The following is a 14,218-nucleotide window of genomic DNA, read 5'->3' on the forward strand; positions in this document are numbered from 1 at the left end:
TCGTTCATCCCGCGCCCGCCGCTCCCGCGACGAGCACTTTTACTACGTTACCTCACCGTCTTCCCCGTGTCAACCGGTGTGTCCCGGTGTGTCACGCTTCGTACGGGTCGGCACCGGCAACCCGCGCAGCGGCGAACCGCTCGCTTGGTCATCGGATTTGGCAGGACGGCCGCTACGGTCTCCCGTACGCTCGCCCGTTTCCCTGCCGATCGTCAACCTTACCCGGTCGGTTCCGCCTCGCCAAATCCGCCTCGCGGCGAATCGGGGGGGCACCGGCCGGTCCAGGTCCTGATGGAGTCAACCATCCGAGCCCCGGGGGTCATTCCCTGCCTCCCGGCCGGCTCCGCGACCTGTGGTCGCACCGCCCGGTCCAGGCTCGTACCGGTAGACAACCCGACCGACCCTGGTGGCATTCCCGCGCTCCGGCCTCCAGGACTTTCGCCTGTTTCGTCCGTTCCGCGCTGGCAGAGAGAAAGTTACGCCCCGGCGAGTTGATCGTCAAATCCGCCGGGGGCGTCTCCCGTCACACCATCACCGGCGGCCTATCTGGCCTGGTCAACGCCGCAACGGCCGACGAGGCCGCGCGGCCGGCGGGGGTTAAGGCCCCGTCGACAGGGGCAGCTCGTACTGCGCCGGATGGCACGTGGCCCGGACACTGCACGACGACGGTCACCGGGAGGCGGACTGGCGGTCGACGCGGCGAGCAGCCCGCCAGCCCCGGACGCCGAGGACGCCGGCGGTCGTGCCGATCGCCAGCGACGCGGCGATCAGCAGCACGTGCACCCAGAGGAAGCTGGTGCCCGCGCCCTCGCCGACCGTGCCGGTGGACCAGGCGCGCGGGTCGTTCCAGATGGCGACCGCGAACCTCGGCCAGATCACCCAGGTCCAGATCCCGACGCCGACCAGGAAGAGCGACCAGCCACGCGACAACATCATGGCTGGTCAGTATGCCAGCGCCGTCCCGGCCCGTCCGCCGCAGTCGCGGTTCCGGCGCAGCTCACCGGGCCGACGCGCTGGCTCAGGCGCGACCCGGCCGCAGGGTGCGGAAGGTGACCGAGTAGCGCAGCGCCGGTACCGGGGGGATGCTGTGCTGCCAACTGGACCGGGCCGCCCCGGTGAGCACGTACCCGGAGCGGGGGGCGAGCTCCAGCTCGTACACCCGGCGCGCCTCGGCCGTGCCGCGCTGGAACCGCAACAGGCACGCGGCGGCCAGGGAGACCCCTACGACGGTCGGCCCGAAGGCGGGCGCGTCCCGGTGCCAGCCGATCACGGCGCCCGGGGGATAGCGGGTCACCAGTGCCTGGGCCAGGGCCTCCGGCGCGCAACCGGCGAGGTCGGCGCAGCGATCCCGGAGCCCGTGCAACGCCACCGGCAGAGCTTCGGCCCGAGTCAACTGGAACGAGCCGTAGTCGTAGTCGAAACCGAAGTGCCGGACGGTACGCCGCGCGACCTGCCCGTGCATCCGGACCTCGCGGAAGTCGAGCGCCCCCAGCGTGCTGAGCAGGGACCGCTCCTCATCATCGGTGAGCAGCTCCGGCTGGTACGTCAGGCCGGCCGGCCGCTCCACGGCACCGCGCATGCGCCCCACCCCGCCGACCATAACGGCCGGCGGGTGGATCGGTCGGCCGGCTCGGCGCGACCGCCGAATGATGCGATCCCAGCGCAATGTCGGTCGGGACCGCGGAATTGCGGACGCGTTTCCGGGATCCGTCCGCCGGGCACCGTTCGGGATAGCGACGACATACCGGAGGCGACGATGCAGCCCTTCAATCCGTGGACCTGGCGGGACCCGTCCGCGCTGGCCGGCGGGTACGACCAGACCAACCCCGCCGAGGTGCCGCGGCAACGGCCGAGGGGTGCCGACGACGGCCCGGACGCCCCGGGTCCGGGCACCCCGCTCGACCTCACCGGTTACCGCGTCGAGGCGACGGACGGCCGGATCGGCGCGATCGACGAAGCCAGCGACGAGGCCGGTGTCCGGTACCTGGTGGTGGACACCGGGCCGTGGATCTTCGGACGGAAGGTGTTGCTGCCGGTGGGCACGGTCGCCCGGGTCGACCACCTCACCCGCACGGTGTACGTGGACCGCACCCGCGACCAGGTGAAGAACTCTCCCGCCTTCGACCCGGAGGAGTTCGGCCGGCCGGAGTACCGGGAGCGGGTGGGCGGCTACTACGCGGACAGCTACCGCCAGGGCTGACCGGGACCCCGGCGTGCGGGTCGACCGGTTACCGTGGAGCCATGGTCCGGCCGAGCACCCGCACCCCGGAGACCCTCGACGGTCTCCCGGCGGCTGCCGCTCCGGCCTTCCCGCTCCGTGTCGACGACGGTCGGGAGCAGATCCTCGACCTGCTCCGTGCCGGTGGTTTGCGGTTCCGTGCCGGCGGGCGATGGCGGTTCGCGCTCTGACGAGCCGACTGCACTGATCCGGGTCCACCCCGGGTCGCTGCGCGCGCCCGCGCGCCCGTCCACCGTTCTCCTCGGCACGAAAGGCGTACCACCATGTCCACCGCACGGATGCTCACCGGCGACCGCCCGACCGGTCGGCTGCACCTCGGCCACTACGTGGGCAGCATCGCCAACCGGGTACGGCTGCACCAGCGGTACGAGAGCTTCTTCATCATCGCCGACCTGCACATGCTCACCACCAGAAACACCCGTGGCGACATCGAGCAGGTCTCCCGCAACGCCCGCGAGATGGTCACCGACATCCTCGCCGCGGGGGTCGACCCGGCGCGGGCCACCTTCTACCTCCAGTCGGCGATCCCCGAGGTCGGCGACCTGAACACCCTCTTCCAGAACCTGGTCACCGTGCCCCGGCTGGAACGCGTCCCGTCGGTCAAGGAGATGGCCCGGGACGCCGGCAAGGAGGAGATCCCGTACGGGCTGCTCGGCTATCCCGTCCTCCAGGCCGCCGACATCCTCTGCGTCAAGGGGCAGGTCGTCCCGGTGGGCAAGGACAACGCGGCGCACGTCGAGGTGACCCGGGAGATCGCCCGGCGGTTCAACCACCTCTACGGGGAGGTCTTCCCCGTCCCGGAGATGATCGCCGCCGACACGCCGACCCTGCTCGGCACGGACGGCCAGGGCAAGATGAGCAAGAGCAAGGGCAACGCCATCGCGCTCTCCGACGACCCGGCGACCGTCCGCCGCATCGTCATGGGCATGTACACCGACCCGAACCGGGTGCGCGCGGATGTGCCCGGCACGGTCGAGGGGAACCCGGTCTTCGCGTACCACGACGTGTTCAACCCGGACCGGGCGCGGGTCGCGGAGCTCAAGGCGCGTTACCGGGCCGGCCGGATCGGCGACGTCGAGGTCAAGGAGGAGCTGGCCGTCGCGCTCAACCGGTTCCTCGACCCGATCCGGGAGCGCCGGGCCCGGTTCGAGGGCACCAGCGGCCTGGTCGACCAGCTCATCTTCGAGGGCACCGAGCGGACCCGGGCCGAGGTGCGCCGGACCCTGGTCGAGGTCCGCCGGGCGATGGGCCTGACCAGCGCGTACACCCAGGTACGGCGGCGCGCCGAGCGCTACCGGAAGGCCGTCGCCACGCCGGCCTGACTTCGGCGTACGACCGGATGCCGGCCCGGGAAGGGCCTTGCGCCCTCCCCGGGCCGGCCGGTTACGCTGCCTCCGTGACCAGCTGCCGCACCCTCGTGCCGACGTCCTGCGACGTGTCGGTCGGTGCGACGCGACGCCGGCGATCCTCCGACCGCCTGCGCTGAGCACGTCCTTCCTGCGACCGGCGGATCGAGCCGCCGGTCGTTCGCCGATCGTTCCTCGGTCCGCCCGCATTCCCCGTCCGGAGATCCGCGCGAGGCGGATCCGAGCGAGATCGGCGTACCCATGGATCTGGAGAAGTTGCTGACCGACCGGCTGGCGCCGGCGTTCTCGGCGGTGGCCGGCGTACCGGTGGACCCGGTGGTCCGGCGCTCCCAGCGCGCGGACTTCCAGTCCGACGCGGCGCTGGCGCTGGCCCGGCGGCTGGGCCGGGCGCCGCGGTCGATCGCGACGGAGGTTCTGGCCCGCGCGGAACTCGACGACCTCTGCGCCACGGCCGAGGTCTCCGGGCCGGGCTTCCTCAACCTGACGGTCGCCGAGCGGGCCCTCGGTGGGCTGGTCTCCGCCCTGGCCACCGACCCGCGGCTCGGCGTGCCGGTCAGCGCCACCCCGGAAACGGTGGTGGTCGACTACTCGGCGCCCAACGTGGCGAAGGAGATGCACGTCGGGCACCTGCGCTCGACGGTGATCGGCGACGCGGCGGCCCGGCTGCTGGAGTGGCTCGGGCACCGGGTGATCCGGGCCAACCACCTGGGCGACTGGGGCACGCCGTTCGGGATGCTGATCGAGCACCTGGTCGACCTGGGCGAGGCCGAGGCGACGCAGGAACTGTCGATGGGCGACCTGGACTCGTTCTACAAGACCGCCCGGGCGAAGTTCGACGCCGACGAGGCGTTCCGGGAGCGGTCCCGGCTGCGGGTGGTGGCGTTGCAGGGCGGCGACGAGGCGACGCTGCGGCTCTGGCGGCTCCTCGTCGAGCAGTCCGAACGCTACTTCCTGACCGTCTACGACCTGCTCGACGTGACCCTGACCGACCGCGACTTCCACGGCGAGAGCAGCTACAACGCCCTGCTCGCCCCGGTGGTCGCGGACCTGGACCGGCTCGGCCTGCTCCGGGAGAGCGACGGCGCCGCCTGCGTCTTCCCGCCCGGCTCGGTCGGCCGGGACGGCGCGCCGCTGCCGCTGATCGTGCGCAAGTCAGACGGCGGTTACGGCTACCCGGCCACCGACCTGGCGGCGATCCGGCACCGCGCCGGCGGGCTGGGCGCAACCCGGCTGCTCTACGTGGTCGGCCTGCCGCAGCGGCGGCACTTCGAGATGGTGTACGCGGTGGCGGAGCAGGCCGGTTGGCTGACCGCGCCGGCGCGGGCGGAGCACGTCGGGTTCGGCTCGATCCTGGGACCGGACGGGCGCATGCTGCGCAGCCGGGCCGGCGAGTCGGTCAAGCTGGTCGGCCTGCTGGAGGAGGCGATCGCCCGGGCCACCACGATGGCCCACAGCCGGAACCCGGAGCTGGGCGAGGCGGAGGCGGCCGAGGTGGGCCGGGCGGTCGGCATCGGCGCGGTGAAGTACGCCGACCTGTCCAGCGACCGGCACCGGGACTACGTGTTGGACTGGGAGCGGATGCTGTCGCTGGACGGCAACACCGCGCCCTACCTCCAGTACGCGTACTCCCGGATCCGGTCGATCTTCCGGCGGGCCGGCGGGACGGCCCGGCTCGACGCGGGCATCTCGCTGGCCGAGCCGGCGGAGCGGGCGCTCGCCTTCGAGCTGGTCGGCTTCGGCGCGGTGGTCGCCCAGGTGGAGCGAAGCCTGGAGTTCCACCACCTGGCCGGTTACCTGCACCGGCTGGCGACCGCGTTCAGCGCGTTCTACGAGCGCTGCCCGGTGCTGCGAGCCGACGAGCCGGTCCGGGACAGTCGGCTGGTGCTCTGCGAGCTGACCGCACGGGTGCTGCGGCAGGGACTGCACCTGCTCGGCATCCGCACGCCGGAGCGGATGTGACCGCCGAATCAGGATGAATGGTTCACGCCCTGCCGGGCACATGACGCTCATGAGAGGGCTGCCCAACCAGGCACTGCTGCCGGTCGTCGAGGACCTGGACCAGCTCGTCGTCCTGTTCTGCGGGAGCGGACCGGGGGAGGAGCTGTACGTCCGCTGGTCGGTGGGACCCGACGCCGACCTCGCGGGCGGGCACGGGGCCGAGCAGTCCAGCAAGGACGCGCTGACCGGGATCGACCTGCCCGGCCTCTCCGCGAATCCCCTCGCGGTGGAGTCCTGGTGGGGGGATCGGCCGCTGCGCCTCTGGGTGGCCCGCCGACTCTACGACTACTGCCACCTCCGGCAGCTGCGCGGCCCGGGCGTACGCCCCTGGGTGCTGGTCGGGGAGCAGTGCGGACGCGGGCCGGACAACGAGCCGCTGGTCCAGTGCCGGCGCCCGGTTGCCTGGGTGTCGGAGCGGGCGCTGCGCGAGGCGGAGCAGGCGGTGCAGGAGCAGGCGTCCGCCGAGTGGGGGCCACTGCACCGGGCGGACTGACAGGGTGGCGGCGCCGGCACGGTGGCCGGCGCCGCCACACCGGCTCACGGAACGATGGACTTCGGGGTGGTCTTCGAGTCCAACCAGGTGGTGATCAGCTTGGTGAGGTCGCGGCCGGTCTGCTTGTTCACGAAGGCGATGAACGAGGCCCGGTCCTGCTGGGTGTTCTTCTGCTGCTGCACCCAGGCGGTGGCCAGGGCGAAGAACTTCTTGTCACCGATCAGGTTGTGGATCTCCCGCAGCATCGCCTCCGGGCAGAGGTAGACGTTGCCCTCGGCGAAGTTCTTTGGGTTGGGCTTGCCGGGCGGGCCCAGCTTCTTGCGCAGCTTGGCGTCGGCCTCGCGGGTGTACCGGTCCAGGCTGGCGTCGCTGAGGTTGAGGACGTCCTGGGTGTAGAGATCCTGGGCATAGGTGGCGAAGCCCTCGTTGAGCCACAGGTCGGTCCAGGTGGTCGGGGTGACCGAGTCGCCGAACCACTGGTGGGCGTACTCGTGAAGCAGGTCGACGCCCCAGCGGTCCCGCCGGGCCTTGGTGTTCTCGATCTTCCGGCCCATGGTGATCATCTGCTGGGTCTCCATGCCGGATTCCGAGTCCACCACCACGACTCCGCCGGACGGGAACGGGTACGGCCCGAACCGCTTCTCCAGCCAGGCGATGTACTGCGGGGACTTCTTCAGGTACGGCAGCAGTTTGTCGTCGGTGCCCTTGCGGTACCAGTACGTCAGCGGCAGGCCGTGCGGGCCCTTGACGGTCAGCTTCTGGTACTTGCCAACGGCGAGAGTGGTGAGGTAGCTGGCCACCGGGTCGGCGCTGCGGTACGTGAAGGTGGTGCCGGTCTGGCCGGCGGGCGTGCCGCTGGCGATCGCGGACCAGCCCGCCGGCACCGTCACCTGGATGTCGTAGAGCGCCTCGTCGGACGGCATGTCGTTCGCCGGGTACCAGGTGAAGGCCCCGAACGGCTCCTGCATCGTCCAGAGGCCGCCCTCCTTGGTGACGGTCAGCCCCAGGGCCTCCACATCGCTGCGGTGCGACGGCATCGGCGTGGTCTTCGGCCTGCCGTGGTACTTCACCACCAGGGTGACCGGCTTGTCGGCGGTGACCGGGGCGGCGACGGTCAACTTCTCCTTGGCCACCGTGCCGGTGACCGTCGTGCCATCCAGCGTCACCCCGTCCACCTGGTACGGCATGAAGTCGAGGACGAGGCTCGGCGCGTCCTTCGTGGGACGGATCCGGAGGGTGGCGGTGCCGGTGAGAGTCTTCGTCGGTGGCGCCCACTCCAGGGCCAGGCCGTAGTGCAGGACGTCCAGCGCGGCGGTGCCACGGGCCGGGTAGATCGGGTCGGCCACCGGAGTCGAGTTCCCGGCGCGCCAGGCCGTGTAGTCGACCGCGGGCACGGTCGGGCTGGGGCTGGCCGAGGGGGACGAGGAGCCGCTCGCCGGGGTGTCCGGGTTCGAGGTGCAGCCGGCCACGAGCAGCGGCGGCAGGAGCAGGGTAAGGAGTACAGGGTGACGCATCAGCGCACCGTACGTGAGTCGGCGTTTTCCGTGGGGGCAGGTGGCGCAGCCGGGTGCCGACCGGCTTTCCGATTCGGTGCCGTACGCCAACGGCTACACCAAGACGGTCGCCACGGTCACGGGCAGTCCCACCGGACCGTCGGGTGCGACACTCGGCGCATGATCGATGCTGCTCGGACGGCCACGACAGCACATCTCCGCCAGCTCGACATGCGGGTTCCCGGCCTGGTCACGGGCCTCCTGATCACCGGCTCGATACCGCTCGGCGACTTCCAGGCCTGGGTCAGCGACATCGACTTCGTCGCGGTCATGGACGCCGAACCGTCGCCCGCCCAACTCGCGGCACTCCCCGAGGTGCACGCGCAACTGCCGTCCGGTCCCCACTACGACGGCATCTACCTCACCCGGGAACAACTGGCGGCCAGTTCCCGCGTCGACGACGTGGCCCCGCAGATCCTGGCCGGCGAGTTCACGCCCGCCAAGCCGGCCGGCCAGTTGAACCCGGTCACCTGGCTCGAGGTGGCTCGGCACGGCGTTCCCGTCCGTGGTGACCGGCCAGCCGTCGCCCTGGATGAAGACCATCTGCGAGCCTGGCTGCGCGGCAACCTCTCGGGCTACTGGAGCACCTGGGTAGCAAAAGCTCGCAGGGAGCTCGGGACGCTGGTCGCGGACGATCCCATCCCAGCCGAGACCATGGTCTGGGGAGTCACCGGACCGAGCCGACTCCACCACACGCTCGCGACGGGTGATGTCACCACCAGGAGCGGGGCGTGCCGCTACACCGCCGAGCGCTTCCCCGCGTGGGCGGAGCTCTGCGACCGGGCGATGCGAGCCCGGGCGGGGGCGGATGTGCGCTTCACGGTCACGGACGGCTGGGCCATGACCGAACTGATGACGGCCGTCATCGCCGATGCCCTCAACCGGTGTGGCGTGGGCGACGGGACTCGTACGGGCAACTGATGGAAACGCTCGCCGCTCCGCTGAGGGAGGGGTTTCCCCGCGGTCCCGGCGGGGACGAAAGCCCCCGACCTCGCCGTTATGGCTGGTCGCTCTTCCTTTGCTTATGTCCGTGGGTTGCTCGCCCGTCCTCTTCGGATTATTAGCTAGCGCAGCGATTGGAACGTGGCGCGGATGTCTTCCGAGAGCAACTGCGGCTGCTCCCAGGCCGCGAAGTGCCCGCCCCTGTCGTGCCGGTTGTAATGGACGAGGTTGGGGTACGCCCGCTCCGTCCAGCTGCGCGGAGCCCGATAGATCTCGTCGGGGAAGATGCTCACGCCGACCGGGATCGTCACGCCCTTGGCAGCGAAGAAGGGGAGCTTGTTCTCCCAGTACAGCCGCGCCGAGGACACCCCGCTGTTGGTCAGCCAGAACAGCGTGATGTTGTCCAGGATGTCGTCGCGCGTGAGGTCGCTCGGCTTTCGCAGACGTCCCTCGAGGACCTGCTGAACGATGCCGGGCTGACCGCTCCCGTCGCCGTGGTCGAGCATGAACGCGGCGAGATCGATGGGTGAGTCCGCCAGACCGTAGAGCGTCTGCGGGCGCGTCCCCATGATCAGCCCGTACGCCACGTGCGTCCCGAAGAACTTGACCATCTGCTCGTACGTGCTCAGCTCCTCGTCGGAGAGACCGCCCGGCGCCGGACTGCCGGCAAAAGCCGCGAGGAAGAGGTCCGGCGGAACCGCGCCGGGAAAGTTGGTGTGGATGCCGATCAGCTCCGGTGGCGCCGGCTCGGCGGCCGCCGGATCGGCGCGGCCGCCGGCCATCGCGTCGACGACGATCCCGCCCCAGTCGCCGCCCTGCGCGACGAACCGGGTGTACCCGAGCCGCTTCATGACCTCGACGTAGGCCTTCCCGATGTGCACGGGGTCCCAGCCGGTCGTGTTCGGCTGGCCGGAGAACCCGTATCCGGGCATCGACGGGATCACGACGTGGAAGGCGTCCGACGGGCTCGCGCCGTGCGCCGCCGGATCCGTGAGCGGGCCGATGATCTTCAGCTGCTCGATGATCGACCCGGGCCAGCCATGGCAGACGACCAGCGGGAGCGCGTCCTCGTGCTTCGAGCGAACGTGGATGAAGTGGATTTCCAGACCGTCGATCTCGGTGACGAAGTGGGGGAGGGCCTTCAGCCGCGTCTCGCACTTGCGCCAGTCGTAGTCGTTCGCCCAGTAGCGAGCGAGGTCCTGCATGAGCGAGAGCGGCACGCCCTGCGAGTCATCGTCGACGGTCTCTTTGTTCGGCCAGCGCGTGGCCCTGATGCGCGCGCGCAGATCCTCAAGGTCCGCCTCGGGAACCTCGATATTGAATGGCCGCACTTCTGCGGCGCCCGTTCGCGCTTCCGTCTTGACGGCCACGCAGGCCTCCCTTCTGCTTTGAACGCCTTTTGAGGCCGAGCGGGTGGTCTCCGCCCGCCTACCGCAGACAAATGGCATGCCCCCGGCTCCTGCCTCCCGAGGGGCATCTTCGGTAAGGCGCCGCCCGAACTTGTGCTAGGCCAGCAGGGGCACGCGGCCCCATCTGTCCAGAGCGTAGGACGCCTTTCCCCGCGTCCAGAGCCATACGAGCAATCCCGGACGGGACGACGCTCAATTTCTGAGGCCGGTACCCTGCGCCGATGCTGGTCCCCAACGGTCTCCGCGAGCGATTTCATGATCCGGCCTTCTGGCAGACGTTCTTCTACGCGGAGGGCGCGGCCCCAGTCCCGGATACCACCGCTGAGCTTTCCGTAGGTGGCGGTTGCCAGCTGGTGCTTGAGGTGCAGGGCCGGTACGACTCCTACGAGCTCGGTATTTGCACCCCGACGTCGGACGGCGTTCGCAGCATCGGCTGGGACGACATGGCTCACTGGCACCCGTTCGCGTTCCGGTGGTGGGAACTCGACGTCATCTGCCGCGCGGTAGCCACCCTCGACCCGCTAATGCCATACCCGGGTCCCGCGCTGGTCCTGCTCTGCCGCTTCGTCAGCGTCCAGGACGACGATGACGTCGAGCAGATCACCTCGACCATGCACACGGCGTTCGAGTCACTGCGCCCGGCTGGCTGGGCTGGTTACTGGCCGAACGTCACCGACTGGCTGGCACGCCGCGACTTCCGCGGACGTGGCGTCTCCTGGACCCGCGACCAGTCGGGCAACCTTTACGCCGTTCAGGAGGACGACAGCGACTACCCCTTCTACAGCATGCGCGGCATGCCCACCGACGACCCGGCAGGCTTCCCGTACGAGGAATGGCGCGACCTTCTCGTAGCAGCCCGCAGCACGCTCGCGGGGTAGGCCAAACGTTAAGCATGAGACGGCGCGTACCTCGAATGCGGCTGATCGGCGGACGCCGCAGTCCGGGGCGGTGCCGGCACGCAGCCGCCGCCCCGGACTCGGCCGTGGGTCAGGCGATCCGGTAGGCCCGCTGGATCGTCTGCGTCACCGTGTTGCCGGCGGTGTCGGTGGCCTTCAGGCGCAGCGAGACGAAGCCGGGCCGTCGCGGATGACTGATGAGGGCGATGCCCCGGTGCACCGGCAACGCGACCCACGTCCGGCCGTCGTCGAACGAGGCCGAGACGTCGAGCGTCCGGCCGGGCGCGGCCGCCGAGCCCGCCAGCCGGTCCAGCGCCACGGGTACGGCCATCGTCGTGCCGGCCCGTGCCGCGTTGGTGTCGTCGAGCGCGGGTGTCGGCCGGGCCGTCGTCAGGGGCAGCCGCTCCGGCGTCGACGTGTGCGCCGAGGTGAAGGTCCAGGCCACCGAGACCGAGGTCGACAGGGTGTCCGGGGCGCCGCGGGTGACGGTCGCCTCCAGGCGGTAGGTGGCCTTGCCGGCGGGCACCGGGAAGTCCGCGTACGGGCCGTCCGCGGTGGCGATCTCCTTACCGTTGCGCGACAACCGGAGGTGGACCTGCAGGTCGTCGCGGCTGGCGGGGCGGCCGGCCGCGTCGCCGAACAGGGGCGGCGATGCGACCGAGATGGTGTCGCCGTCGCGGCCCGCGTACCCGAGCGGTGACCAAGCCGGGGCCTGGCCCACCGTGGGCCCGAAGGGTGCCGCGTTCCAGGTCTGGGTGTACGTCCTGCCCGGCTGGAAGGTGGACTCCTGCGTGGTGAGGTTGTCGCCCTCGACGAACGTGGACGTCCAGACGATGCCGCCGTCGGTGTTGTAGTACTCGGTGGCGTGGAACGGCAGGTCGACCGACGTGCTCGAACCGATCGGGCCGGGGCCGCCGGGGGACGCCGCGCGGTGGAAGCGGGCGGCGGTCGCGGTGGTGGACTGGCTGCGGTAGGTCGCCTTGACGGTGGCGAGGTTCTTCGGTGAGAGCTTCTTGGTGAGGCCTGTGAACATGTCGCCCTGGCGGACGTACGCGAGGTCGTACGTGTAGGGGCTGTTCCGAAAGGTCCCGTCGGGGCCTGGGCGGGCGAGCCCGATGCCCAGCGTCGCGGTGAACTCGGGGGCGGCGACGGCGGGCCCGATCCGGCCGAAGAAGACGTTCGCGAACGACATCCCGCTGAGCTGGACACCCGGGTAGCGGAAGTCGTCGTTCCAGTTCGCGCTCACGTTGATCGCCAGCGGTGCGGCGTCCCGCTGGGGCACGGTCAGCGAGACCGGCCGGGCGGTACGGGCGTCGAGCGCCTCGGTGACCGGGCCGCGTACGTCCAGGACCGGCTGCGCGAGCAGGGTCGACAGGTCGCCCTCGTGGATGGTGCTGTACAGCGCGTAGCGGCCCTTGGGCAGCCGCAGGGTGCCGCCGCCCGGTTGTCCGACGAGGTTGCTGAACTCGCCGGTGCTCAGGTTCGCCGCCACGGTCTCGTACTCGGTGGCCGGTCCGCCGTCGCGCCCGGTGTGGTTGAGCCGGACGTCGTAGCTCTCGATCTCCCGGTTGAGCGCGAACGGCGTCCGTACCCGCAGGTCCCCGGCGCCCGTGGCGATCAGCGCGCCCTGGTAGACGCCGTCGGGAGCGTCCACCCGGGTGTCCACGGTGATCGTCGCCTCGGCGCGGCCGCCGGCCGGCACCACCAGGGTGGCCGGGCTGACGGTGATCATGCCGGCCGGCGCCGGAGTGACGGCCAGGGACAGGGTGACCGGCGCGGTGCTCGTGTTGCGGTAGCCGATGACGCGGGAGAACGGGGTGTCGTCGGCGTGGGGCCAGCGCTGGACCGGGAAGTCGATCGCGCCGACCTCGGCGGCGATCGGCTGGGCGACCGCGCGGCCGATGTCCACCCGGCCGGCGCCCAGCTCGTAGAGGGTGTTCTCGGCGGCCGGCTCGGCAGAGCCCAGCAGAGCGGCCTTGAGCTGCGGGCCGGACCAGTCGGGATGCTGTCCGGCGAGGATCGCGGCCGAACCCGCCACGTGCGGAGTTGCCATCGACGTGCCCGACATGGAGGCGTAGCCGCCGCCGGGGGCAGCCGCCACGATGTCGACGCCCGGGGCGCTGATCTCGGGCTTGATGTGGTTGTCGCCGATGCGGGGACCCCGGCTGGAGAAGTACGCCCGCTGGTCGTCGGCGTCGACCGCGGCGACGGCGAGGGCGTCGTCCGCGGTGGCCGGCGACGAGACCGACTTCGGTTTGCCCTCGTTGCCGGCGGCGACCACGAAGAGTGTGCCGTACCGCTGACTCAGGTCCTGGACCGCCGTCTCCAGCGGGTCCAGACCCGGCGTGTCGGTGCCGCCCACGCTCAGGTTGACCACCCTGGCCTGCGACGCGGCCCACTCCATGCCGGTGATGATGTCCGAGTCCTGGCACTCGTAGGTGGCGCACACCTTGCCGACGACGAGCTTCGCGCCCGGGGCCACGCCGCGGTTCCTGCCGCCGGAGGCGGCGCCGCTGCCCATGATGGTCGACGCCACGTGGGTGCCGTGGCCGACGGTGTCTCCGGGGTCGTTGCCGCCGGTGAAGTCCCGGACCGCGGCGAGGTGTCCGGCGAAGTCGGGGTGGTTGGCGTCGATCCCGGTGTCCAGCACGCCGACGGTGACGCCGGTGCCGTCGAAGCCGGCCTGCCAGGCCGCCGGGGCACCGATGTGCGGCACGCTGTGCTCCAGGGAGACCCGGCGCTTGCCGTCGAGCCAGACGTGGGTGATTCCGGCGGCGAGCGTGCGCTGCGACGGCGTGCCGCGGGTGAGTGACGACCAGAGCTCGACCCGGTCGTCCCGGCGGGCCCGCACGGCCAGCGCGTGGGCGGCGGGCAGGTCGGCCCGCACCCGGGCCGCACCGCCGGTGGCGGACCGCGCCTGCGCCGCCATGTTCTCCGGGTACGCGACCAGCAGCGGTAGCTCGGCCGTCCGGTCGTCGTAGCCGAACTGGCCCAGAGCGGTGAGGTCGAACAGCCGGCGGTCGAGTCGCCCGTCGTGCAGCAGCGGCACCGCGTCCACCGGGACGACGTACTGGTGGCCGCCCTCCCGGCTGCTCACGAACCGCATGCCGGCCCGCCCCGGTCCTCGCTGGATCTCCGGGTGGCCGTCCGCGTCCAGCGACACCCGGTCCCCGGTGATCAGCGTGAAGGTGCCGGGCGTGCCGGGGAGCGCGGCCGCCGACCTCTCCTGCGCGTCCGCCGGGTGAGCCGTCAGGCCCGCCGCGGCCAGCGCGGTCGCGAGCAGCCCGGCTGTCAGGGCGCGTCGTTGCCGTCGTCGCACAT

12 protein-coding genes are annotated in these 14,218 nt (G+C 71.3%); 7 read left to right on the top strand and 5 right to left on the bottom strand.

Features of this window, described 5'->3' with window-relative positions; translation table 11 throughout:
• Nucleotides 1-669: 669 nt before the first annotated feature.
• Together I8N68_RS30050 and I8N68_RS30055 are read right to left on the bottom strand one after the other, a co-directional pair.
• Nucleotides 670-936: an SCO4848 family membrane protein gene (locus I8N68_RS30050; RefSeq protein WP_200216314.1), complete on the bottom strand. Its 267-nt coding sequence runs from the start codon at nucleotides 934-936 to the stop codon at nucleotides 670-672.
• A gap of 82 nt (nucleotides 937-1,018) precedes the next feature.
• Nucleotides 1,019-1,579 (bottom strand): alpha-ketoglutarate-dependent dioxygenase AlkB, encoded by a 561-nt coding sequence (locus tag I8N68_RS30055; RefSeq protein WP_200216316.1) that lies wholly within the window; start codon nucleotides 1,577-1,579, stop codon nucleotides 1,019-1,021.
• A 177-nt stretch (nucleotides 1,580-1,756) separates the two neighbouring features.
• Between I8N68_RS30055 and I8N68_RS30060 the strand changes: the two genes are divergently transcribed.
• From I8N68_RS30060 to I8N68_RS30080, 5 genes are all read left to right on the top strand, one after another.
• A complete protein-coding gene (locus I8N68_RS30060) occupies nucleotides 1,757-2,200 on the top strand; it encodes a PRC-barrel domain-containing protein (protein ID WP_200216318.1) in 444 nt (147 codons plus the stop codon).
• 41 nt (nucleotides 2,201-2,241) lie between these two features.
• Nucleotides 2,242-2,409 carry a hypothetical protein gene (locus I8N68_RS30065; RefSeq protein WP_200216320.1) on the top strand — a complete coding sequence of 56 codons (168 nt, stop codon included), beginning with the start codon at nucleotides 2,242-2,244 and terminating at the stop codon, nucleotides 2,407-2,409.
• 93 nt (nucleotides 2,410-2,502) lie between these two features.
• Nucleotides 2,503-3,561: a tryptophan--tRNA ligase gene (gene trpS, locus I8N68_RS30070; RefSeq protein WP_200216323.1), complete on the top strand. Its 1,059-nt coding sequence runs from the start codon at nucleotides 2,503-2,505 to the stop codon at nucleotides 3,559-3,561.
• Nucleotides 3,562-3,846: 285 nt separating this feature from the next.
• Complete coding sequence (gene argS, locus I8N68_RS30075) at nucleotides 3,847-5,565, top strand: arginine--tRNA ligase (RefSeq protein ID WP_200216325.1); 1,719 nt, start codon at nucleotides 3,847-3,849, stop codon at nucleotides 5,563-5,565.
• Between the two features lie 40 nt (nucleotides 5,566-5,605).
• On the top strand, nucleotides 5,606-6,097 hold the full coding sequence (locus tag I8N68_RS30080) for a DUF6098 family protein (RefSeq protein ID WP_200216327.1): 492 nt from the start codon (nucleotides 5,606-5,608) through the stop codon (nucleotides 6,095-6,097).
• A 44-nt stretch (nucleotides 6,098-6,141) separates the two neighbouring features.
• Here I8N68_RS30080 and I8N68_RS30085 read toward each other — a convergent pair whose 3' ends face one another.
• A complete protein-coding gene (locus I8N68_RS30085) occupies nucleotides 6,142-7,611 on the bottom strand; it encodes a M1 family metallopeptidase (RefSeq protein WP_200216329.1) in 1,470 nt (489 codons plus the stop codon).
• A 210-nt stretch (nucleotides 7,612-7,821) separates the two neighbouring features.
• On the opposite strand from I8N68_RS30085, the gene I8N68_RS30090 reads away from it, so the two are divergent.
• Entirely contained in the window at nucleotides 7,822-8,571 is a 750-nt protein-coding gene (locus tag I8N68_RS30090) for a hypothetical protein (RefSeq protein ID WP_200216331.1), read from the top strand.
• Nucleotides 8,572-8,714: 143 nt separating this feature from the next.
• On the opposite strand, the gene I8N68_RS30095 is transcribed toward I8N68_RS30090, so the two are convergent.
• Nucleotides 8,715-9,962, bottom strand: coding sequence for an epoxide hydrolase family protein (locus I8N68_RS30095; protein ID WP_200216332.1), 1,248 nt, complete (start codon nucleotides 9,960-9,962; stop codon nucleotides 8,715-8,717).
• 260 nt (nucleotides 9,963-10,222) lie between these two features.
• Between I8N68_RS30095 and I8N68_RS30100 the strand changes: the two genes are divergently transcribed.
• Nucleotides 10,223-10,879 carry a hypothetical protein gene (locus tag I8N68_RS30100; protein ID WP_200216333.1) on the top strand — a complete coding sequence of 219 codons (657 nt, stop codon included), beginning with the start codon at nucleotides 10,223-10,225 and terminating at the stop codon, nucleotides 10,877-10,879.
• 109 nt (nucleotides 10,880-10,988) lie between these two features.
• Here the strand turns inward: I8N68_RS30100 and I8N68_RS30105 are convergent, their stop codons facing one another.
• A complete protein-coding gene (locus I8N68_RS30105) occupies nucleotides 10,989-14,216 on the bottom strand; it encodes a S8 family peptidase (protein WP_200216334.1) in 3,228 nt (1,075 codons plus the stop codon).
• Between the last annotated feature and the right edge of the window lie 2 nt (nucleotides 14,217-14,218).

It is taken from the genome of Micromonospora coerulea (genome assembly GCF_016598485.1).
Taxonomy (GTDB): domain Bacteria; phylum Actinomycetota; class Actinomycetes; order Mycobacteriales; family Micromonosporaceae; genus Micromonospora; species Micromonospora coerulea.

Coding starts and splice junctions, on each gene's coding strand:
- I8N68_RS30050 (WP_200216314.1), bottom strand. CDS start 936: ATGATGTTGTCGCGTGGCTGGTCGCTCTTCCTGGTCGGCGTCGGGATC.
- I8N68_RS30100 (WP_200216333.1), top strand. CDS start 10,223: ATGCTGGTCCCCAACGGTCTCCGCGAGCGATTTCATGATCCGGCCTTC.
- I8N68_RS30085 (WP_200216329.1), bottom strand. CDS start 7,611: ATGCGTCACCCTGTACTCCTTACCCTGCTCCTGCCGCCGCTGCTCGTG.
- I8N68_RS30055 (WP_200216316.1), bottom strand. CDS start 1,579: ATGCGCGGTGCCGTGGAGCGGCCGGCCGGCCTGACGTACCAGCCGGAG.
- I8N68_RS30080 (WP_200216327.1), top strand. CDS start 5,606: ATGACGCTCATGAGAGGGCTGCCCAACCAGGCACTGCTGCCGGTCGTC.
- I8N68_RS30090 (WP_200216331.1), top strand. CDS start 7,822: ATGCGGGTTCCCGGCCTGGTCACGGGCCTCCTGATCACCGGCTCGATA.
- I8N68_RS30065 (WP_200216320.1), top strand. CDS start 2,242: ATGGTCCGGCCGAGCACCCGCACCCCGGAGACCCTCGACGGTCTCCCG.
- argS (WP_200216325.1), top strand. CDS start 3,847: ATGGATCTGGAGAAGTTGCTGACCGACCGGCTGGCGCCGGCGTTCTCG.
- I8N68_RS30060 (WP_200216318.1), top strand. CDS start 1,757: ATGCAGCCCTTCAATCCGTGGACCTGGCGGGACCCGTCCGCGCTGGCC.
- trpS (WP_200216323.1), top strand. CDS start 2,503: ATGTCCACCGCACGGATGCTCACCGGCGACCGCCCGACCGGTCGGCTG.